General features: G+C 68.7%; 20 protein-coding genes. 11 read left to right on the forward strand and 9 right to left on the reverse strand.

Features of this window, described 5'->3' with window-relative positions; translation table 11 throughout:
- Position 1 precedes the first annotated feature (1 nt).
- Positions 2–1,360 carry a cytochrome c oxidase subunit II gene (locus tag MKD38_RS04155; protein WP_252674792.1) on the reverse strand — a complete coding sequence of 453 codons (1,359 nt, stop codon included), beginning with the start codon at positions 1,358–1,360 and terminating at the stop codon, positions 2–4.
- Positions 1,361–1,573: 213 nt separating this feature from the next.
- A complete protein-coding gene (locus tag MKD38_RS04160; protein ID WP_111516864.1) occupies positions 1,574–2,077 on the reverse strand; it encodes a hypothetical protein in 504 nt (167 codons plus the stop codon).
- Positions 2,078–2,361: 284 nt separating this feature from the next.
- Here MKD38_RS04160 and MKD38_RS04165 point away from each other — a divergent pair, with 284 nt between their 5' ends.
- Positions 2,362–2,541 carry a hypothetical protein gene (locus MKD38_RS04165; RefSeq protein ID WP_041228702.1) on the forward strand — a complete coding sequence of 60 codons (180 nt, stop codon included), beginning with the start codon at positions 2,362–2,364 and terminating at the stop codon, positions 2,539–2,541.
- 43 nt (positions 2,542–2,584) lie between these two features.
- Positions 2,585–2,749 carry a hypothetical protein gene (locus tag MKD38_RS04170; RefSeq protein ID WP_252674793.1) on the forward strand — a complete coding sequence of 55 codons (165 nt, stop codon included), beginning with the start codon at positions 2,585–2,587 and terminating at the stop codon, positions 2,747–2,749.
- Positions 2,750–2,808: 59 nt separating this feature from the next.
- On the opposite strand, the gene MKD38_RS04175 is transcribed toward MKD38_RS04170, so the two are convergent.
- Together MKD38_RS04175 and MKD38_RS04180 are read right to left on the reverse strand one after the other, a co-directional pair.
- Positions 2,809–3,006 (reverse strand): rubredoxin, encoded by a 198-nt coding sequence (locus MKD38_RS04175; protein WP_018008339.1) that lies wholly within the window; start codon positions 3,004–3,006, stop codon positions 2,809–2,811.
- A gap of 106 nt (positions 3,007–3,112) precedes the next feature.
- On the reverse strand, positions 3,113–7,075 hold the full coding sequence (locus MKD38_RS04180; RefSeq protein WP_252674794.1) for a DUF748 domain-containing protein: 3,963 nt from the start codon (positions 7,073–7,075) through the stop codon (positions 3,113–3,115).
- 239 nt (positions 7,076–7,314) lie between these two features.
- On the opposite strand from MKD38_RS04180, the gene MKD38_RS04185 reads away from it, so the two are divergent.
- Positions 7,315–8,241, forward strand: a complete 927-nt coding sequence (locus tag MKD38_RS04185) for a transcriptional regulator GcvA (protein ID WP_252674795.1) — start codon at positions 7,315–7,317, stop codon at positions 8,239–8,241.
- A gap of 34 nt (positions 8,242–8,275) precedes the next feature.
- On the opposite strand, the gene MKD38_RS04190 is transcribed toward MKD38_RS04185, so the two are convergent.
- The 5 genes from MKD38_RS04190 to MKD38_RS04210 form a co-directional block, all read right to left on the reverse strand.
- Entirely contained in the window at positions 8,276–8,686 is a 411-nt protein-coding gene (locus MKD38_RS04190) for a thioesterase family protein (RefSeq protein WP_252674796.1), read from the reverse strand.
- Positions 8,687–8,773: 87 nt separating this feature from the next.
- Positions 8,774–9,703 (reverse strand): amidohydrolase family protein, encoded by a 930-nt coding sequence (locus MKD38_RS04195; RefSeq protein WP_252674797.1) that lies wholly within the window; start codon positions 9,701–9,703, stop codon positions 8,774–8,776.
- A 4-nt stretch (positions 9,704–9,707) separates the two neighbouring features.
- Positions 9,708–10,688: a Bug family tripartite tricarboxylate transporter substrate binding protein gene (locus MKD38_RS04200; RefSeq protein WP_252674798.1), complete on the reverse strand. Its 981-nt coding sequence runs from the start codon at positions 10,686–10,688 to the stop codon at positions 9,708–9,710.
- 46 nt (positions 10,689–10,734) lie between these two features.
- Positions 10,735–11,967, reverse strand: a complete 1,233-nt coding sequence (locus MKD38_RS04205) for a CaiB/BaiF CoA transferase family protein (RefSeq protein ID WP_252674799.1) — start codon at positions 11,965–11,967, stop codon at positions 10,735–10,737.
- 69 nt (positions 11,968–12,036) lie between these two features.
- The gene (locus MKD38_RS04210; protein ID WP_252674800.1) at positions 12,037–12,816 is read right to left on the reverse strand and encodes an enoyl-CoA hydratase-related protein; all 780 of its coding nucleotides are present in this window, start codon (positions 12,814–12,816) and stop codon (positions 12,037–12,039) included.
- Between the two features lie 281 nt (positions 12,817–13,097).
- On the opposite strand from MKD38_RS04210, the gene gbd reads away from it, so the two are divergent.
- From gbd to MKD38_RS04250, 8 genes are all read left to right on the forward strand, one after another.
- Complete coding sequence (gene gbd / locus MKD38_RS04215; protein ID WP_252674801.1) at positions 13,098–14,237, forward strand: 4-hydroxybutyrate dehydrogenase; 1,140 nt, start codon at positions 13,098–13,100, stop codon at positions 14,235–14,237.
- A gap of 39 nt (positions 14,238–14,276) precedes the next feature.
- Positions 14,277–15,242 (forward strand): Bug family tripartite tricarboxylate transporter substrate binding protein, encoded by a 966-nt coding sequence (locus MKD38_RS04220; RefSeq protein WP_252674802.1) that lies wholly within the window; start codon positions 14,277–14,279, stop codon positions 15,240–15,242.
- A 1-nt stretch (position 15,243) separates the two neighbouring features.
- Entirely contained in the window at positions 15,244–16,434 is a 1,191-nt protein-coding gene (locus tag MKD38_RS04225; protein WP_252674803.1) for a fumarylacetoacetate hydrolase family protein, read from the forward strand.
- Positions 16,435–16,508: 74 nt separating this feature from the next.
- Entirely contained in the window at positions 16,509–17,501 is a 993-nt protein-coding gene (locus MKD38_RS04230; RefSeq protein ID WP_252674804.1) for a DctP family TRAP transporter solute-binding subunit, read from the forward strand.
- 9 nt (positions 17,502–17,510) lie between these two features.
- Positions 17,511–18,443, forward strand: coding sequence for an amidohydrolase family protein (locus tag MKD38_RS04235; protein WP_252674805.1), 933 nt, complete (start codon positions 17,511–17,513; stop codon positions 18,441–18,443).
- A 28-nt stretch (positions 18,444–18,471) separates the two neighbouring features.
- Complete coding sequence (locus tag MKD38_RS04240; RefSeq protein ID WP_252674806.1) at positions 18,472–18,972, forward strand: TRAP transporter small permease; 501 nt, start codon at positions 18,472–18,474, stop codon at positions 18,970–18,972.
- Between the two features lie 16 nt (positions 18,973–18,988).
- A complete protein-coding gene (locus MKD38_RS04245) occupies positions 18,989–20,266 on the forward strand; it encodes a TRAP transporter large permease (RefSeq protein WP_252674807.1) in 1,278 nt (425 codons plus the stop codon).
- Positions 20,267–20,306: 40 nt separating this feature from the next.
- Positions 20,307–21,464, forward strand: a complete 1,158-nt coding sequence (locus MKD38_RS04250; protein WP_252674808.1) for an alpha-hydroxy acid oxidase — start codon at positions 20,307–20,309, stop codon at positions 21,462–21,464.
- Positions 21,465–21,512: the final 48 nt, after the last annotated feature.

A 21,512-nucleotide genomic window follows, 5' to 3' on the forward strand; every position in this document is an offset into this window, starting at 1 on the left:
CTTACTGGCGCGGCGGCGCGGGCGCGGCCGTGGGCGGCACCGCGACGGCCGTCGAAGTCGTATAGCTGCCTGACGCGGCGCCGGCCGTGGCCGCGGGCGCTGCCGAACCGGCGGCCGCCGTGGTCGCGGCGCTGGTGGTGGCGGCCGCTCCGGCGGGCACGTCGGTCGGCGCCACCGGCGCCACCATGCCGGCGTCCGCCGCACCGCTGCCAACGGACTTGATATACGCGGTCAGCGCCGCGACCTCGTCGTCGCTGATCGGCACCTTCGGCATCACCGGCCCGTAGCCCTTGACCAGCCGCGCATGCGGGTCGGCGATCTCCTTGTGCAGGAAGGCATCGTCCACCTTGGCGCTGCTGCCGTCGGCAAAGCTCTCGGTCTTGCCGTACAGGCCCTTCCAGGTCGGGCCCACGCCGGGATTGCCGTCGATGCTGTGGCAGCCGACGCAGCCCTTGCTCTGCGCCAGCGCGCGGCCCTTCTCGATGGTGCCGGCCGCACCCGCGGCACCGGGCGCTGCCGCGGCCATCGCCGCAGGCGGCGCCGCGGCCTTCGCCAGCGTCATGGCAAAGGTCTGCTGCTTCGCCAGCCACGCCTCGAACGCGGCCGGCTCTTCCACCACCACGGTGCCGCGCATGTTGTAATGCCCCACGCCGCACAACTGCGCGCACAGGATGTCAAAGCGTCCCGCCTGCGTCGGCGTGAACCAGAATGACGTCACCATGCCCGGCACCATGTTCATGCGCGCGCGGAACGGCGGCACGTAGAAGTCATGCAGCACGTCCTTGGAACGCAGCAGCACCTTGACCGGCTGGTTCAGCGGCAGGTGCACCTCCGGGCCGACGATGACGATGTTGTCGAGCCCGCGCGGATCGTCCGGGTCCAGCCCGAGCGGATTCGCGCCGGTGACGAAGCGCGCATCGGACGCGCCCAGCTGCCCGCTCCTGCCGGGAAAGCGGAAGGCCCAGGACCACTGCTGCCCGACCACCTCCATCACCATCGCCTCGCGCGGCGGGCGCACGTAGTCGGCGTAGACGAACAGGCCCGGCGCCAGCAGCAAGATCACGCCCAGCGTGGTGCCGCCGATCAGCCACAGTTCCAGCCTGCCGTTCTCGGGGTGGTAGGACGCGCGGTGACCGCTGCCGCCGTTGGGATGCGGCGCATCATGGCGGAAGCGCCAGACGACGTAGCCGACGAACAGGTTGATGCCGATAAAGAAGATGCCGGTGATGACGAGCGTAATGGTCAGCGTGTCGTCCATCTGTTTCCAGTTGGACGCCAGCGGCGTTGCCCACCACGGGCTCAGGAAATGGAAGAGCACCGAAGCGGCAACCATGACGACGAGTGCGATGGCCATCGCCATATCCACCCTCCTCCTCGCACGCGGCGAGGGATGCGCAAGTCACGCAGGTAGAGATAAGACTAGTGCATGTCGTCAGGTCACTGCAAGGCGACACGCCGGAGCATTGGTGTCGCACTGCACAAGTGCGCCGCACAAGGAAAAAGCGGCGGCGGGAACCCGTAGTCCCCGCCGCCGCAGCGCTGTTTTGCCCGCGCGTGTACAGCCGGCGCCAGCTCAGTGCGAGACGTCCTTGCTTTCCAGTTTCCAGTAGCACGCCGCCGCCGCGATGCCGAAGATCAGGTGGCCGACGAAGGTATGCCAGCCGCGCACCTCGACAAACCACGGGAACGCCCGCGTCATTACGTAGAAGTTGAAGACGTAGACCAGCACCCCGAACACGGCGCCCGCCAGCATGGCCAGGCCCAGGCTGGAGTCGAGCGTGAACGGCGCCAGGATCGCCGCGAGGATCATGCCGAGCACCGCGCCCAGCACGAAGTGGATCACCAGTGCCGCGGCCACCGTGCCGACGCTGAACAGCGAGGTCTGCAGCACCTCCGGCCCCATCACGATCGCCGCGATCATGCGCGTGGCCACCCACGGGTTGACGCCCGACACCATCGACGACCAGAACAGTTCCAGCACCAGCAGCAACGCGCCCGCCGCCAGCCCCGACACCGCTGCCGCGGTCCAGTCCGGCAGTCGTCGCACGTAGTGGTGCGATTGCATGTGAAGTTCCATAGCCACCTCCGTCTCTCTCGTCGGCGGGGCATCGCACGAAAGGGGAAACACGCCCCGCGTCTCTGCTCAGCATAGGACACGCGTTTCCCGCTTCGGGGGCGGCAAGCCGAAAAAAGGCTCGCAATGCGTACGTCGCGCAACGGCCGGGTCCGGGCAAGTGCGGCCGCCGATACGCGCGCGCGCCGGCACAAGCGCCGTATCGGGGACAATCCCGATGCGCACACCGTCCATACCGCACACACTGCCTATACTGGAATCACAAAAGAGAGAGACAGGAGACCGCCATGCACTTCACCGCGCATGATCTTGTATTCCTGATTCCGATGGCGCTGGTAGGCGTGATCGCCATGGGCTCGATCCCGGTGACCGCCAAGTTCCTGCGCATCAGTTGCCGCACCATGGGCGCGCTGATCGGCGCACTGGTCGCGGTGCTGGTGCTGGAGGCATTACCGCTGCTGATCTGACTCCCGCCGGAATCCGGTCCACGCGTAGTGGAGGAGGACCGCCATGTCGGTCGGCCTGCTTGCAGCCATCATGGTGGCGTTGTTGTGCATCACCGTGTGGCGCGCGCTGTGGCGCTGCAGTCATCCGTACCGGATGCGGTATCGGCGGTGCGAGGTGCAGCGGCAGCGGGCGGGGCTTTGCCGGCACGCGTCGCGCAGGCACGGCTGAAGGCCACGTATCGCCTGAATCACTTGGTTGACAAAACTGCGCCAGAAGTGCCTGCAGCGTTACAGCTCGATCATCGCGAATTCGCCCTTGCCGACGTCGCATTCCGGGCAGCGCCAGTCATCGGGAATGTCCTCCCAGCGCGTGCCGGGGGCGATGCCGTCTTCCGGCCAGCCCTGCTCTTCGTCGTACACCCAGCCGCAGATCACGCACACCCACGTCTTGTAGGCGACGGCGGCTTCCATTGGCTCCTGCTGCAAAATTCACTCCTGATTCGGCGATGGAACGGATTGTCCGGGCCGAATCATACCGGTTTTCCAGGTCGGGGCCGTGGCGGCGCCGCGCGGTGCGGCGCCTCCACCCGCGCTATCCGCGGATGGAAAAGTCCACGCGGTTGGGCGTGCCCTTGTCCTTGATGCCTTCGGCGCTGAGCTTGGGCGCGGTCAGGAACAGCCGGCTCTCGGGCACCTTGCCTTCGCGTTCGAGCGACTGCTTGACCACCAGCGCACGCTGCTCGGCCAGGCGCTTGAGGTCGGCGTCGGTCACAGTGGCGTTGGCCATCAGCAGCTTCTCCATCTCCTCGGGCGGCAGGGTCTTGGCAAAGCCGACGAAGTTGCGCGGCTTCTTCATCGAGGTGCGCTTGTAGACCTGCTCCAGGTACTTCGGGTACTCGGCCTTCGACACCTTGACCTCGGCGCCCTGCTCGCCGGCCTCGTCGTCGCCCGCTGCGGCACCGGCCTGCGCGTTGTCGCGCAGGTCGCGCCGCTTCTGCTCGGCCACGCGCGCATCCAGCCAGGCGCGGCGCGCGCCGGCCTCATCGGTGGCGGGATCGATGCGGCCGCTGATTTCCAGCCGCAGCGAGGGCCGGTCATTGAGCGCCTGGCCCAGCTTGGCGATCTTGTCCTTCGCCGCCGCGGTCAGCGTGGCGGTGCCGGGCGCGAACTCGACATAGCCCAGTTCTTCGCCGCTGCCGCCGAAGGCCGAGGCGATCAGCGAGAACGGCGAGGTGATCGCCTTGGTCAGCAGGTTGACGATCACGCGCACGATCACGCCGCCGATGCTGAACTCCGGATCCGACAGCGAGCCCGACACCGGCAGGTTCACATCGATCACGCCATTGCGATCCTTGAGCAGCGACACCGCCAGCAGCACCGGCAGCTTGGTCGCATCGGGGCTGTCGACGCGCTCGCCGAAGGTGAGCTGGTCGAGGAACAGGTGGTTGCGCGCATCGAGCCTGCCGTTCTCGATCTTGTAGGCCACGTCCACCGTCAGCTTGCCCTTGGTGATGGGGTAGCCGGCGTACTTGGCGGCATACGGCGTGAGCCGGGTCAGCTCGACGCCCGCGGCCTTGGCGGCAATGTCGAGGAACAGCTGCTCGCCCAGCGGATTGAGCTTGCCGCTGATATTGACCGGCGCGTCGTCGTCGATGCGGCCATCCAGCACCAGGTCGGCCGGGGTGGGATCGCCCGACGACACCCTGGACACCGAGCCCTTCATGCCGGTCAGGTTGGCGGTGTAGTTGGGCTTGACGAAGAAGTCCGAGAAATTGATATTGCCCTTGTCGACCGAGACCCCGCCGATGCGGATCTGCGGCTTGGGCCCGCCCGGCTTCTGCTCGACCTGCGCAGTGCGCGTGTCGCTGGCCTGCACCGGCGGCGCGGCCGGCGCCGAGGCCGGGTTGGCTTGAGTCAGGCTGGTGGACGGCGCGGCCTCGCCTTTCTCCGCGCCGCCGGCCAGCACGTCCTGCAGGTTCAGGCGGCCGTTGGCGTTCAGGATCACGCGGGCGTAGAAGTCCGACAGCGCGATATTGCCCAGGGTGACGCGCATCGGCCCCTTGCTCTCGTCCATCGCAAAGTCGATGCCCGACACCGCCAGCGAGCGCCAGCGCAGGAAGTCGTCGCCGCTGACGCGGTCCACCGTGCGCACGTTGCCGGTCTGCACATTGCCGTTGAAATGCGCGGCGAGCGGCTTGCCGGCCGGCGCATCGACATTGAGCCTGCCCTTGACCGTGAGCGTGCCGCTGCGCAGCGCGGCGTTGAAGCGGTCAGCCAGGTAAGGCTGCAGCGGGCTCACGTCGACCTGGCGCAGGTCCAGCTGCAGCCGGCTGGCCGGCAGCGCTGGCAACACCGTGCCATCGATGCCGATCACGCCACGGCGGCCGGCTTCGGCATGCAGCTTGACCAGCACCGCCGCCGGCGTCAGCGGCCAGGCCACGGCGCCGGTGCTCAGGCCGATATTGCGGAACTGGTGGATCACCGGGCGGCCGCGGTTGGCCTGCGCCGGCTGGTAGTCCGCGAGACGGGCGCTGCCGCCTTCGACCACGACCTTGCCGATATTGGCCTTCCAGCCGCCACTGGCAGCGGCGCCGTTGGCACCATTGCCGCTGGCCGTGCGCCGTGGCGCGGCGCGCGCCTGCTGCGCGGATTCGCTCGCCCACAGCCGCGCCATCTCGAGCAGCTCGCCGCGATGGTCACGCGTGGCGGCGATCTGCGGCTGCGCCAGCGTCACCTGGCTGGTGGCAAAGGTCTGTTTGGCGAGGTCGAACTGGATATCGTCCAGTACCAGCTTCTGCGCCTGCAGCAGCGGCAGCGCGGCGCCATCCCGGTCACTGCCGCGGGCGGCGGTGCGATCGCGCGTGCGGCGGCCGGTGCCCTGTGTTTTGTCCGCGGCATGCGCATCGGCTGCGCTAGCGCGCGATGCGGCGGTCGCCGGCATCACCACCGGGTCGCGCGTGGCGACGTACAGCGGCGCCAGTTCCAGCCGCGATTTCTCCAGCACGAACTGGAACTGCGGTGTGCCCCACACCATGCGGTAATGCAGTTCCGCATTGACCGCGGTGGTGCCGAACTGGCTGCGCAGCTCGCGCGGCCACCAGGCGGCAAACCCCTGCGGCCGCAAGCCGGTGGTTTCCAGCGTGCCGGCCATCGAGCCGTCGCGCAGCAGCAGGTCGCCGGTATGGTGCAGGGTCTGGCCCTCGGCCACGGTCAGCGTGGCCTCGACACGCACCGGCTTGTCACCGTCGGTGCCGGCAAAGCCCTTGACCTCGGCATCGAGCGGCCCGAGCGCGAGCTTGCCCGGGCCCGATGGCGCCAGCGCATCTTCGAATCCGACCCGGGCCTGCCTGACGACGATGCGATCGACCGCATAGCGCCACGGCACTTCCTTGGCCGCGGCCGTCGCCGGGGCTGCCGGAGCAGCCGAGGCGGCGACGGGGGCCGAGGCCGGCGCCGGTGCCGGCGCCACGCCATCGGTGGACCGGCTCACCGCCTGCGGCAGGAATGCCGTGGCCAGGTTCAGCGAGCCATCCGCGCGCCGTGCCGCCTCCAGCGCCAGCCCTTCGATCTCGACGCTGCGCAGTTGCGCGCGATGCGCCAACGGCTCCAGCCTGGCGATATCGACCGCCAGCTTGCCGCTGCGGACGAGCGGCTGGCCGGCGCGCGTGCGCACGTCGGCATCGCGCAGCGCGGCGGTGCCCAGCACCACCATCTCCTGCGTGTCCTGCTGCTGGCGGAACGCCACCGTCAGCCGCGTATCGAGCTTGCCGGACTTGACCTCGGCATCGCGCAACGGTGGCGCGAACGCCATCATCCGCGCCACCTCCAGCCCGTCGAGATTGATGTTGAGCCGGGTCTGGCGTGAATCGGCGAACGGCAGCACCTCGCCGTCCAACGCCAGCGGCGTGCCGTTGACCTGCGCGCTCAGCGTGGGCCGGGTCACGATCTCGACGTCGTGCGGCAGGTTGGACAGGAACGGCAGCGTCAGCGTCAGGTTGTCGACGCGCAGGGAGGTATCGAGCAGCTTGTCGTCATAGCGCAGGCTGCTGCCGGTCACCGCGATGTTGTTCACCGAGAAGCGCGCCGGCCTGGCATCGGCAGGCTTGGGTGGCAGCGCCGCGAACTTCTCCTGCACATCGGCAAAGCTCATGCGGCCGTCGGCGCCGCGCACCACGTGCACTGCCAGGCGATCGACATGCAGGTTGTCCACCACCGGCGCCAGGTGCCAGACCGAGGCCAGCGAGGTATTGGCCTGCGCCTCGCCCAGTGTCAGCGCCGGCGTCTTGCCATCGCGCTCGTAGATGGTCAGGTCGGTCAGCGTGGCCGCCAGCTCGAACGGCCGCACATGGGCCTGCCCCAGCGTGACCTTGCGCCCGAGCGCCTCGGTCGCGTTCTTTTCGACCAGGTACTTGATCAGCGGCGGCCCGCCGAAATACCCCGCCAGCCCGAACACCGCCAGCGCCGCCGCCACGCCGCCCGCAATGCGCACGGCCAGCCGGCCGCGCGGCGTGGCAGCCACCGTGGCTGCCAACTGGATGGATTGCTTGAATGCCATGACGTTCCAGATATTCCGACCCCGCAACCCGGCGCTGCACGCTTCTTTGTGCCCCGGATTTCACATTTTTCGACATTATGGCAACGGTTAAGGACAAAGCAAAGAAATTGGGCCCGGCGCGGGCACTACATGACGACGGCCCTATTCCCATGCAGTGGCACGAATGCTATCGTGCAGCGGCTTGCCGGTGCCCTCTCCCCCACGTCGGCAAGGCGTCTACAGGATTTCGTATCACCCATATGTCGAGACAGATCCCCCCACTCAACCCGCTCAGGGCGTTCGAAGTGGCTGCCCGGCATCTGAGCTTCACGCGCGCCGCGGAGGAACTGTTCGTCACGCCGTCGGCGGTCAGCCACCAGATCAAGGCCCTGGAAGAAAGCCTTGGCGTGCAGCTGTTTATCCGCGAGGCCAAGGCCCTGGTGCTGACACCGGCCGGCAACGCCTACCTGCCCAGCGTGCAGCTGGCCTTCAAGCAGCTCGCCGATGCCACCCACCGCCTGCACAGCAAGGACCGCCCGGCGCTGAAGGTCAACATGCCGCCCACCTTCGCGGTCAAATGGCTGATCCCGCGCATGGACCGCTTCATGAAGGCGAATCCGGATATCGACCTGAAGGTGTCGACCTCGAACCATCGCATCGACTTCGAGCGCGACGATTTCGACATGGCGATCCGCTATGGCCGCGGCGATTATCCCGGCCTGCACTGCGAGCTGTGCATGGCGGTGGAAGTCATTCCCGTGTGCAGCCCGGCGCTGCTGCAAGGTCCGGAGCCGCTCGAAACGCCGTCCGACCTGAAGCACCATACGCTGCTGCACGACGACAGCACCTATACGGACGTAAGCAACCCCGACTGGGCGATGTGGCTGGAGCATGCCGGCGTGACCGATGTCGATGCCAGCCGCGGGCCGTCGTTCTGGCCGAGCCACCTGGTCATCAACGCCGCGCTCAATGGCCTGGGCGTGGCGCTGGTCAAGAAGAACTGGATCGAGCAGGACCTGGCCGAAGGCCGGCTGGTGCGGCTGTTCGAATCGATCCGGCTGCCGGTCGAATTCTCTTACTTCGTGGTGTTTCCGAAGGAGCGGCTGGAGGATCGCCGCATCCGCTGCTTCACTGACTGGATCCGCGCGGAAGTGTCGGCGGACCAGCGGCAGCCGGCCCCCGTCTGAGGGCGGCTTGCGGGGCGCGTCCCGCTGCGCGGCTTCAGACCGCGGCGGGCATCGATGCCGCCTTCTTCTGCACGCGTGCGCGCAAGCGCTCGACATCGACCACGAAGCGCCGATGCGTGCCGCTGCAAACCCGCTCCGCCGCATCGTCGGCAGTCACGCTGAAGGTGACACTGCGGCCATCGATGGCCGTGATCTCGGCGTGGATGCGCACCTCGCCGCCCAGGGGGGTGGCCCCGGTGTGTTGCACCGACACTTCCGCGCCCACCGAGCTCTCGCCGTCATCGAGAAAGCCTTGCAGGAAATCGAGGCAGGTCTGTTCGATATCGCGCACCAGCTCGGGCGTGGCGTAGATGCGCAGGCTTTCGCCGAGAAAATCGATGGTGCGCTGGCGGTCGACCGTCAGCGTGCGCGCGCAGGCGGCGCCGGGTTGCAATCCGTTCTTCATCATGGGTTCCTTTCAAGTCTTGGGGCGAAGCCGTCCGCCCCGCCCCGGCGCGAGCCGGGTGGGTGGCGGATCGTTGTCGATGCGTTGCTACAGGCGATAGAAGCGCGCCGCGTTGTCGTGCCACAGCGCGCGCTGCTGTTCGGGCGGATAGACGGCGATGGCGGCGCGGAAGCCCGCCACGATGGTGCCGTAGCTGGCCACCAGGCTGTCCACCGGGTAGTTGCTGGCGAACATGCAGCGCTCCGTGCCGAAGATGGCGATGGCGTCGCGGATGACCGGCACGTTGTCGGCCTGCGTCCACGGCTTGCCCGGTAATCCCAGGCCAGAGATCTTCACGGCGACATTGGGTTGCGCGGCCAGGGCGGCCAGCGCGGCGCGCCACCCGGCCAGGCCGGCCTCGCTGCGGTCGGCGGGCAGCCCGGTATGGTTCAGGATCAGTTGCGTGGCCGGAAAATCCCGCGCCAGCGCAACCGCCTGGTCCAGGTTCCACCACGGCGCCTGCAGGTCGAAGGACATGCCATGGCGGGCCAGCAAGGCGTAGCCTTGCCGCCAGCGTTCGTCGTCCATCGAGCCCGCCACGCCGCGCCGTGCGTCTTCGCGCCGCGCCGCGGTCACCGGCTTGTTGCGGATGCCGCGCATCATCGCGTAGCCGGCATGGCCCGCCAGCACTTCCCCGACATCGCCCCGGTCAAGCTGCGCATGGCCGACGATCGCCGTGGGCCGCCCCGTCCGCGCGGCGAGCTGCGTCAGCCATGCGGTCTCGTCGACCGGATTGGCGCGCGCCCATTCGGCTTCGACATGCACGGTCTTCACCGGCGCGCAGCCTTCCGTATCGCGTGCAAGGTCCTCCGGAAGGTAATTCCGGCGCAGCGCCGAGTAATCGCCATAGCGGAAGTTCGGCACCGTTTCGTCCTGAAGCCAGGGGTAGGGGTTTCTCGCCAGGTCCCAGAAATGCTGGTGCGCATCGATAAAGGGCCCGACGGACGCCGCGCCTTCCGCGGGTGTGTCATCGCGCATGGACCTACTCCTTGACGCTGATGCGGCTGGCCAGTTGCTTGAACTGCGCCGACTCCTTCACCATGGCGGCCTGCAGCGTCACGTCATCGGCATAGGTATCGGTGCTGAAGTGCAGCTTCTCCAGCGTCTGGCGCATCACCGGCTCCTGCACCGATTTCGCGATCGCCGTCTTCAGGACCGCGATCACCTCGGGCGGCGTGCCCTTCGGCGCCGAGATGCCGCGCCAGATTCCCATCGACAGGTCGATCTTGCGTTCCTTCAGCGTTGGCACGTTGTCGAAGCCGCTGACCCGCTTGTCGGCCATCACCGCCAGCACCTTGAGCTTGCCCGCGGCGACATGCGTGAAGACCTCCGCCGTACTGACCGTGACCGCATCGATATGCCCGCCCAGCAGCGCGAGCGTGGCGGGAGCGCCGCCGGCATACGGGATATGGTTGAACTTCGCGCCGGTCTTGTCGGCCAGCGCGGCGGCTGCCATATGCCAAGCGGAGCCCTGCCCTGCGTTACCCACGCGGATATTGGCGTCCGGCTTGCGCGCATCGGCGACAAACTGCTCGATCGAGGTCCACGGCGCATCGGCCCTTACCGCCACGGCGGCCGGGTCCGCGTTCAGGCGTGCGATGGGGATCAGGTCCTGGTAGGTAAACTTGGCCAGCCCGAGATAGTTCAGGAAGGTCAGCTCGCTGGACGACAGCACCAGCTTGTAGCCGTCCGGCTTCGCGTTGACCACTTCGCCCAGGCCTACCGAGCCGCTGGCGCCCGGCTTGTTGATGACGACGATCGGTTGCGGCAGGTGTTTTGCGGCCGCGGTGGACAGCGCGCGCGCCACCACATCGGCCCCGCCGCCTGCCTGCCACGGCACGATCAGTTCGATGCGCCGGCTGGGGTAGGTTTCCGCACTCGCCGTGGCCGCGCCGCCCAGCATCCCCAGCACTACGGCCGCCGGCATCGCCCAGCGCCGCATCAGCGAACGTGAAATCGTCATGGTTGTCTCCTGTCTTTTATCGGTATAGATGATGAACGCGGCGCGCTCAGGCGGCGCCGCGTTCCGGTTCCTGTGTGCGGGCCGGCGCGCCGAACGCCCCCTGCGCACGCAGCCGCGTGACGGTGGCTGCGTCCAGGCCGAACTCGCCCAGCACCTCTTCGGTATGCTGCCCCAGCAACGGCGCCGGATAGCGCACCTGCTGCGGCGTGCCGCTCAGCTTGACCGGGAAGCCCAGCGCCTTGACCCGCCCTTCGACCGGGTGGTCGATCTCCAGCACCATGTCCCGCGCCACCGCCTGTTCGCTGGCCAGCGCTTCGTCGTAGGTGAAGATCGGTGCCGCCGGCACACCAGCCGCCAGCAGCGCATCGACCCACTCCGCCGCCGGCTTGCGCGCGAATTCTGCCTCAATTTCAGGAATCAGCGCGGCGCGGTTGCGGATGCGGGCGGCGTTGTCGGTAAAGCGCGGATCGGCAAGCAGGTCAGGCCGCCCGATCACCTCGCACAGCGCGGCCCACAGCTTGGGGTTGGCCGCGCCGATCACAAAGTGCCGGTCCGCCGCACGCACCGCCTGGTACGGCGCGCTCATGCGGTTGGCGCTGCCGATCGGCACCGGCACGTCGCCGGTGCCCCAGTACTCGGCCGACTCCCATACCGACAGCCCCAGCGCCGTCTCGAACAGCGACGCATCCACATATTGCCCCTGCCCGGTATGCTCGCGCCCCATCAGCGCGCTGAGGACGCCATAGGCGGTAAACAGCCCGGCGCCCAGGTCGGCGATCGGCACGCTGGCCTTGACGGGCGGCGCGTCCGGATGGCCCATCACGCTCATCACGCCCGACATGGCCTGCGCGATCAGATCCAGCCCCGGGCGCCGCGACCACGGCCCGGTCTGGCCAAAGCCGGAGATGCTGGCATAGACCAGCCGCGGATTGATCTCGCGCAGCACCGCATAGTCGATCTTCAGGCGCGCGGCCACGCCCGGACGGTTGTTCTCCACCAGCACGTCGGCGCCGCGCACCAGTTCATAGAAGGCCTCGAGGCCGGCCGGGTTCTTCAGGTCGATCTCGACACTGCGCTTGTTGCGGTTCAGCGCCAGGAAACCGCCGCTGTCATCGCCCTTGAGCCGGAAGCCCATCGACTTGCGGGTCTGGTCGCCGGCACCCGGCGCTTCGACCTTGATGACGTCGGCGCCCATGTCGCCCAGCAGCATGCAGCAGAACGGACCGGCCATGATCTGGCTGACGTCCAGGACCTTGATTTTCGATAACGGCAAATTCATGGATACCACCTGTGGTTGGGGCGGCCGCATTGGCTTGGCGGCGCCGCGGTGTCTGGAACTAGGGTGCTGTCAACGGCCCACGAATTGCGGCCGGGTCTTGTCGAGAAAGGCGCGGTGGCCGATACGGAAATCCTCGGTATCGAAGCAGGCATAGGACTCGGCATGCTCTTCCGGGCGCAGCGGCGCGGGATCGAGCAGCCTGCGCACGAACTGCTTGTGCCAGCGCGCCACCAGCGGCGCGCCGGCGGCGATGCGCCGTGCCGCCGCATAGGCCTCGTCGGGCACGGCCTCGTCCGCCACCACGCGGTTGACCAGGCGCTTGTGCAGGGCCTCGTCGGCTTCGAACACGCGGCCTTCCAGGACGATCTCGAGCGCGGTCGCCGGCCCCGCCAGCGCCACCAGCCCGCCCAGTTCGCCAAACGACATCACCAGCCCGAGCCGGTTGACCGGCACGCCGAAGCGGCTCGACTTGCCGCAGATGCGCAGGTCGCACATCGACGCGATCTCCAGCCCGCCGCCGACGCAGGCGCCCTGGATCAGCGCGACGGTCGGATGCCGGCATTCGGCGATGGCGCGCATGGTGGCGTTGGTGATCTCGCCATACTGCTGCGCCTGCGCGGCGTTGGCGCGCATGGTGTCGAACTCGGCGATGTCGGCGCCGGCGGCGAAGGCCTTGTCGCCGGCGCCGCGCAGCACCACGCAGCGCAGCGTGTCGTCGGCCGACAGGGCCTGGATGGCGTCGGTCAGGCCCTGCCACATGGCCAGGTCCATGGCATTGAGCTTGTCCGGGTTGTTCAGCGTGATGGTGGCGACCTGCGCGTCGCGCTCGATCAGGATCGGTTGTCTCATGGTTGTCGTTGGTGTGTAGGAGGCCCGGCAGCGGGCAGTGGTCCGGAATCCGGCTGGTCTGCGCCAGTCTAGGGCCCGCGCCGCGCGCCGCAAAACGAGAAAATCTCAGCGCCGCTTCAAGAAAAACTAGGCGTTCGCTGATGTGAGTTTTTCTTGGGCTGCCTTCAAGTAATTCCACGTTGTGACCCGCGGGCCTTGTTCCTAGACTTCGTCACCAATGCAGCCGGCCTGCCCCGCAGATCCCGCGGCATCCGGCACACCCCACACAGCATGGAGACAAGATGGCCCTGATCAACTACATCACCCAGATCCAGATCGACTTCGGCGCGATCGGGCTGCTGGCCCAGGAATGCGAGCGTATCGGCATCACGCGCCCGCTGGTGGTCACCGACGCCGGCGTCAAGGCCGCCGGCATCGTGCAGCGGGTGCTGGAGCAACTGCGGCCCGGCTGCGAGGCGGTGATCTTCGACGGCACGCCGTCCAACCCGACCGAGGCTGCCATGCGCGAGGCCATGCGCCTCTATGGCGAGTATCGTTGCGACGGCATCATCGCGGTGGGCGGCGGCTCGCCGATCGACCTGGCCAAGGGAGTGGCGGTCTGTGCCACGCACGACGGCCCGCTGCGCCAGTTCGCCGCGATCGAGGGCGGCGTGGCGCGGATCACGGCTGCCACCGCGCCGGTAATCGCAATCCCCACCACCGCCGGCACCGGCAGCGAGGTCGGCCGCGGCGCCGTGCTGATCCTCGACGACGGCCGCAAGGTCGGCGTGCTGTCGCCCTACCTGGTGCCCCGCGTCGCGATCTGCGACCCGGAGCTGACGCTGGGCCTGCCGCCGATGCTGACCGCGGCCACCGGCATGGATGCCATCGCGCATTGCCTGGAAACCTTCATGGCCCCGGCCTTCAATCCGCCCGCCGACGGCATCGCGCTCGATGGCCTGCGCCGCGCCTGGCTGCATATCGAGCGCGCGCGCCGCGATCCGCAGGACCGTGCCGCGCGCCTGGCGATGATGAGCGCATCCATGCAGGGCGCGCTCGCATTCCAGAAGGGGCTGGGCTGCGTGCACAGCCTGAGCCATGCGCTCGGCGGGCTGATGCCGACGCTGCACCATGGCACGCTGAACGCCGTGCTGCTGCCCGCGGTGATCCGCTTCAACGCCGAGGCGCCGTCGATGCGCGCCGACGACAAGCTGGCCCGCATCGCGCAGGCGATGGGACTGGCCGATGCGGATGCTGTCGCTCCGGCCATCACCCACATGAACCGGCGCCTGGGCCTGCCCGCGGGCCTGCGCGAGATGGGCGTCGATGCGGCCCTGTTCCCGCGCGTCATCGACTACGCGCTGGCCGACCACTGCCACAAGACCAACCCGCGCGAGGCCAGCGCCGAGGACTACCTCGCGCTGCTCGAGGCCTCGCTGTAATACCGGCACATTCCGAACAACAACATCAGGAGACAACACATGCGACGTCGCACCTTCCTGTGCGCGGGCGCGGCCACCTTGGCCACGCCGCTGGCAGCCTGGTCCCAGGCACTGCCGACCGGCCCGATCCGCATCATCGTGGGCTTCCCGCCCGGCGGCGGCACCGACGTGATGGCGCGCGTGATCGCACAGCAGCTGTCGGCGCTGTGGCGGGTGTCGGTCATCGTCGAGAACCGGCCCGCCGCCGCCGGCGTGGTCGCCGCCGAGTACACCGCGCGCCAGGCGCCGGACGGCGCCACGCTGCTGATGACCAACATCAGCAACCATGCCATCGCGCCCAGCCTGTACCCGAAGCTGGGCTACTCGGTGGAGAAGGACTTCACGCCGGTCATGCTGGTCGGCGTCACGCCCAACCTGCTGATCTGCCACACCGGCGGGCGCGCGCGCTCGGTGGCCGACGTGGTCGCGCTGTGCCGCAGCCAGCCGGGCAAGATCACCTTCGGCTCGTCCGGCGCCGGCGCGGCGCAGCACCTGGCGCTGGAGATGTTCAAGCTGCGTGCCGGCGTGGAGGCGCTGCACGTGCCGTATCGCGGCTCGGCGCCGATGCTGACCGACCTGATCGGCGGCCAGATCGACTTCAGCTTCGAGACCATGACCTCCGCCACGCCGCAGATCCAGGGCGGCAAGGTGGTGGCGATCGCGCAGACGCGCCCGCGCCGCGCGGCCAGCTATCCCAATGTGCCGACGCTGGCCGAATCGGGCTTTCCCGGCTTCGATGCCGGCACCTGGTACGGGCTGGTCGGCCCCGCCGGGCTGCCCGCGCCCATGGTCCAGCGCATGAACGCGGACCTGAACAAGGTGCTGGCGCTGCCCGACGTGGCGGGCAAGCTCGCCGGCTTCGGTGCCGAGGACGGCGGCGGCAGCGCGGCGCGCTTCGCGCAGTTCATCGCCACGGAGCGCGCCAAGTGGGCGCGCGTGGTCAAGGACGCCAACGTCAAGGTGTGACATGACACGACGCATCTCGGTTGAGGAAACCCTGCCGCGCGACGCGGATCGCGCCTTGCTGGTGGGACGCGCATGGCTGCCCGGCCCGCATGGCGGCCCCGTGACGGTGGTGGTGCGCGGCGCGGAACTGTTCGATATCACGGCCACCGCGCCAACCATTGCCGGCCTGCTGGCGCTGCCTGACTGCGCCGAGCGCGTGCGGCAGGCCACCGGGCCTTCGCTGGGGCCGCTGCAGGACTGGCTCGACGCGACCTGCGCGCATGGGCCGGACCCGGAACACCGCCACCTGCTGGCGCCGAACGACCTGCAGGTGGTCAAGGCCGCCGGCGTGACCTTTGCCGCCAGCCTGGTCGAGCGCGTGATCGAGGAGCGCGCGCGCGGCGACGCGGCCAGCGCCGCGGCGGTGCGCGAGAGCGTCGGCGCCATCGTCGGGACGGGCTTTGCCGCCATCCGCCCCGGCTCGCCCGAGGCCATGCGCATCAAGGATGTGCTGGTCGCGCAGGGGTTGTGGTCGCAGTACCTGGAAGTCGGCATCGGCCCGGACGCCGAGATCTTCACCAAGGCGGCTCCGCTGTCATCGGTGGGCACCGGCGTGGGTGTCGGCCTGCATCCGGCCTCGACCTGGAACAACCCCGAGCCGGAGGTGGTGCTGGCAGTCTCGCCGCGCGGCGAGACCGTCGGCGCGGCGCTGGGCAACGACGTCAACCTGCGCGACTTCGAAGGCCGCAGCGCGCTGCTGCTGGGCAAGGCCAAGGACAACAACGCGTCCTGCGGCATCGGCCCGTGGATCCGGCTGTGCGATGCGCATTTCGGCATCGACGAGATCGCGCGCACCGAGATCGGCCTGACCATCGAAGGCGAGGATGGCTTCGTGCTGCATGGCGCCAGCGCGATGACGCAGATCAGCCGTTCGCCGCAGGAACTGGTGGCGCATGCGATGGGCGCGCACCACCAGTATCCCGACGGCATGATGCTGTTCTGCGGCACGCTGTTCGCGCCGGTGCAGGACCGCGACGCACCCGGCGCCGGCTTTACCCATCACCTCGGCGACCGCGTCAGCATCTCCGCGCCGCGCCTCGGCGGCCTGGTGAACTGGGTCGGCACCAGCGACGCGCTGCCGCCGTGGACCTTCGGCATCGGCGCGCTGATGGCCAGCCTGGCCCGGCGCGGGCTGCTGCCTCCGCCACCCTGATATCGGCCCCACACGGGGCACCCCCAGAGCCCGGCACACATCGACCGGGCCGCATCACAAACCCAGGAGACACCATGAAACACGTTATCCCGCATATCGTGCTGGCAGCGCTATTGTCCGTTGCCGGCGTGGCACAGGCACACGCACAGGCACCGGCCCCGGTGAAGCTGCGCTTCGCCCATACCGTTCCGGAAACCGACTCGCAGCACCAGGCCGCGCTCGCCTTCAGCAAGAAGGTCAGGGAGCGCACCCAGGGCGGCGTCGAGATCCAGGTCTTCGCCAACAGCCAGCTCGGCAACGACACCACGCTGGTCACGGGCGTGCGCAGCGGCACCATCGACATCGGCGCCACCGGCAATCCCTTTGTCACCGGGCTGGCGCCACGGCTGAACGTGCTCGACCTGCCCTACCAGTTCGAGGACGGACCCTCGGCCTACAAGGTGCTGGACGGCCCGGTCGGCCGTTCATTGCTGGAAGAACTGGGCGCCCACCGCATCAAGGGCCTGGCCTTCTGGGAGATCGGCTTCCGCAGCCTGGGCAACAACAAGCGCCCGGTCAACAAGGCCGAGGACATCCGCGGCCTGAAGATCCGCACCACGCCCAACCCGTCGCACATCAAGGCCTTCCAGCTGCTGGGCGCGAGCCCGCAGCCGATGCCGTTCGCCGAGGTCTTCGGCGCGCTGGAATCCGGCGCGGTCGACGGCCAGGAGAATCCGCCCACGCTGATGGTCTCGGCCAAGATGTACGAGGTGCAGAAGTACGTGTCGATGACGCGCCATGCCTATACCGCGCTGGTGGTGCTGATGAACAAGGCGAAGTTCGACGCGCTCAGGCCCGAGTACCAGAAGGTGCTGCTGGAAGAGGCCGCTGCCGCCGCCACCTACCAGCGCAAGCTCAACGCCGACAACGAGGCCGCGGCCATCGCCACGCTGCGGGCCAGGGGCGTACAGGTCAACGAGCATCCCGACAACGCCGGCATCCGCAAGGTGGTGCGCGAGGAGACGCGCCAGCTGTTCGTGCAGAAGAACGGCGACGCCGTGCTGCGCGCCATGGACGCCCAGCGCTAGGAGCACGCGATGCCTGCCATGCCCGCCGCCATCGTCGATGCCCACCACCATCTGTGGCGGCTCGGCTGCGCGCGCCATCCCTGGCTGCAGGAAGGGTACGACCCTGCCGCCTTCTTCCTCGGCGACTACGCCGCGCTGCGGCAAGACTTCGATCCCGCCGACTACCTGCGCCAGTGGGACGGGCTGCCGCTCGCCGCCAGCGTCCACGTGGAAGCCGAACGTCATGCCGACGAGTCGGTGGCCGAGACCGCGTGGCTGCACCAGGTCCACGCGCGCCATGGCTTTCCCAACGCGGTGGTGGCGCATGCCGATTTCAACAGCGACACGCTGGCGGACCAGCTGCGCGCGCACCAGGCCTTCCCGCTGGTGCGGGGCGTGCGATGCAAGCCGCGCACCAGCCGGACCGCGGCTGGCAGCGTGCGCGGCCAGCCCGGCACGCTGCAGGATCCGCGCTGGCGGTCCGGCCTGCAGCGGCTGGCCGAGCACGGCCTGGCGTGGGACCTGCGGGTGCCATGGTGGCACCTGGAGGAAGCCGCCGAGGCGATCGCGGCGGTGCCCGGCCTGGCCGTGGTGGTCGAACACACCGGCCTGCCGTGGGATCGCACCGAAGCGGGCCTGTCCGGCTGGCGCCGCGGGCTGGCGGCCCTGGCCAGCCTGCCCGGGGTGCACCTGAAGCTGTCCGAGTTCGGCTTGCCGGGCGCGGCATGGGATCGCGCCGGCAATGTCGCCGTCATCCGACAGGCGCTGGAGATCTTCGGCTGGCAGCGCTGCATGTTTGCCAGCAACCTGCCTGTGTCGGGGCTGCGCGCGTCGCTGCATGAAATCGTCAATACCGTCGCCGCCGCGCTCGAAGGCCTGCCCGACGCCGCCGCGCAGGCGGTGTGGCACGACAACGCCATGCGCTTTTACCGGATCGGGGCCGCCGTGCCACGCCTGTGCTGAACCCCGATCCCTCCAGGAGTTCCGAATCATGAACCGAATTACGCTGCGCCTGATCCACGGCGCGATGGTCGCCATGATGGCCACCATGATCGTGCTGGTCTTTGGCAACGTGGTCCTGCGCTACGTCTTCAATTCCGGCATTGCCTTCTCCGAGGAAGCCTCGCGCTTCGTCTTCATGTGGCTGACGCTGACCGGCGCCCTGCTGGTCATGCATGACAAGGCCCACCTGGGCATGTCCACCGTGGTATCGCGCCTGGGCGGGAACGGCCAGCGTGCCTGCCGCCTGCTCGCCGACGCGGGCGCGCTGGGCTGCTGCCTGCTGCTGGCCCATGGCGCGTGGCAACTGGTGGCGATCGGCATGGACGACCGCGCGCCCGTCACCGGCGTGCCGCTCGGCGTGGTCTATGCCTGCCTGCTGGTTTGCAGCGTGGGCATGGCGGCGATGCTGCTGCACGGGCTGTGGCGCCTCGCCAGCGGCCGCATGGCGCAGCATGAACTGGTGCCGCAGTCCGGCACCTCCGGCGAATAAGCGCAGGGAGCTCGTCATGACCATCTTTGTCTTTGTCGGCTCGCTGCTGGGCGCGATGTCGCTCGGCATGCCCATCGCCTTTGCGCTGCTGGCTTCCGGGGTTGCGCTGATGCTGCACCTGGGCAATTTCGATACGCAGATCCTCGCGCAGAACATGCTCGAGGGCGTCAACAACTATCCGCTGATGGCGGTGCCGTTCTTCATGCTGGCGGGCGAGCTGATGAACGCCGGCGGGCTGTCACGGCGCATCGTGCGCGTCGCCGACGCTGCGGTCGGGCACGTCCGCGGCGGGCTGGGCTACGTGGCAATCATCGCCGCGACGGTGGTGGCCAGCATCTCCGGCTCCGCGGTGGCCGATACCGCCGCGGTCGCCGCGCTGCTGATCCCGATGATGCGCAATGCCGGCTACAACGTGCCGCGCGCGGCGGGCCTGATCGCGGCGGGCGGCATCATCGCGCCGGTGATACCGCCGTCGATCGCCATCGTGGTGTTCGGCGTGGTGGCGCAGGTGTCGATCACCAAGCTGTTCCTCGCCGGCATCGCCCCCGGCGCGATGATGGCGCTGACGCTCGCCGTCACCTGGCACTTCTGCGCACGCAAGGAAAAGCTCGCGCCCACCGAGCCGTTCAATGCCCGCCGCCTGGCCCGGGCCGCGCTCGACGGCGTGTGGGCCCTGGTGCTGCCGGTGGTGATCATCGGCGGCATGAAGATCGGCGCCTTCACGCCGACCGAGGCAGCGGTGGTGGCGGTGGTCTACGCCATGGTGGTGGGCCGCTTCGTCTACGGCGAACTGAAGCTGCGCGCGCTGCCGGAACTGATCGTCACCGCGGCCAAGACTTCCAGCACGGTGCTGTTCCTGGTGGCCTGCGCGCTGGTGTCGGCATGGCTCATCACCATCGCCAATATCCCGGCGCAGGTGACCGACCTGCTCGAACCCTTCATCGACAACAAGATCCTGCTGATGCTGGTCATCATGGTCCTGGTGATCGTGGTGGGCACCGCGCTCGACCTGATGCCGACGGTGCTGATCATGACGCCGATCCTGATGCCTGTAATCACCAAGGCGGGCATCGACCCGGTGTATTTCGGCGTGATGTTCGTGCTCAACAACGCCATCGGCCTGCTGACGCCGCCGGTGGGAACGGTGCTCAACGTCGTGGCGGGCACTTCGCGCTGCAGCCTGGACAGCGTGATCGGCGGGGTCTGGCCGTTCCTGCTGAGCCTGACCGCGCTGATGTTCCTGTTCGTGCTGTTCCCGCAGCTGATCCTGGTGCCGGCCGCATGGCTGCACTGAGGCCAGGCGCGCTCCGTCTTTCTACCTTGCAGGACACAAGATGTCATCCATCAACGAGATCGAGGACCTGCGCCGGCTCGCCCGGCGGCGGGTGCCGCGCATGTTCTATGAGTACGCCGACTCCGGTTCGTGGACCGAGTCCACCTACCGCGCCAACCAGCGCGAGTTCGGCCGCATCCTGCTGCGCCAGCGCGTGGCCGTGGATATCGGCGAGCGCTGCGTCGCCACGCGCATGCTGGGCCAGGACGTGGCCATGCCGGTGGCGCTCGCGCCGACCGGGCTGGCCGGCATGCAGCATGCCGACGGCGAGATCCTGGCCGCCCGCGCCGCGCGCGATTTCGGCGTGCCGTTCACCCTGTCCACGGTCAGCATCTGCTCGATCGAGGACGTGGCCGAGGCCACCGGCGGGCATCCGTTCTGGTTCCAGCTCTATGTGATGCGCGACCGCGCCTTCGTCGAACGCCTGATGGACCGCGCCCGCGCCGCGGGCTGCCCGGCGCTGGTGCTGACGCTGGACCTGCCGGTCAGCGCGCAGCGCCACAAGGACCTGCGCAACGGCCTGTCCGCGCCGCCGCGCCTGACGCCGTGGAACCTGCTCAACATGATGGGCAAGCCGCGCTGGTGCCTGGGCATGCTGGGCACGCGCCGCCGCACCTTCGGCAACATCATCGGCCATGTGCAGGGCGTAGACGACATGACCTCGCTGGCTGACTGGTCGAGCCGCCAGTACGACCCGACGCTGGACTGGGACGACGTGGCATGGATCCGCCGTCGCTGGTCCGGCAAGCTGGTGCTCAAGGGCATCCAGGACGTCGAGGATGCGCGGCTGGCGTGCCAGTCGGGCGCGGATGCGCTGATCGTGTCCAACCACGGCGGCCGCCAGCTCGATGGCGCGCCAGCGTCGATCCGCGCCTTGCCCGCCATTGCCGAAGCCGTGGGCGACCGCATCGAAGTCCATATGGACGGCGGCATCCGTTCCGGGCAGGACGTGCTCAAGGCGGTCGCCCTTGGCGCCACAGGCGTCTATATCGGCCGGCCCATGCTGTATGGACTGGGCGCCATGGGACAGGCCGGCGTGACGCGCGCGCTGGAGATCATCCGCAAGGAACTCGACCTGACCATGGCCTTCTGCGGCCACACCGACATCCGCGCGGTCGGCCGGGACATCCTGCTGCCGCCGCATCCGCCCGCTTCGTAATTTTTCAGCCGTAGCCACCAACCCACCAGCAAACAACCCATCAGGAGA

The sequence above is a fragment of the Cupriavidus sp. WGlv3 genome, assembly GCF_023952475.1.
Lineage (GTDB): Bacteria > Pseudomonadota > Gammaproteobacteria > Burkholderiales > Burkholderiaceae > Cupriavidus > Cupriavidus phytorum.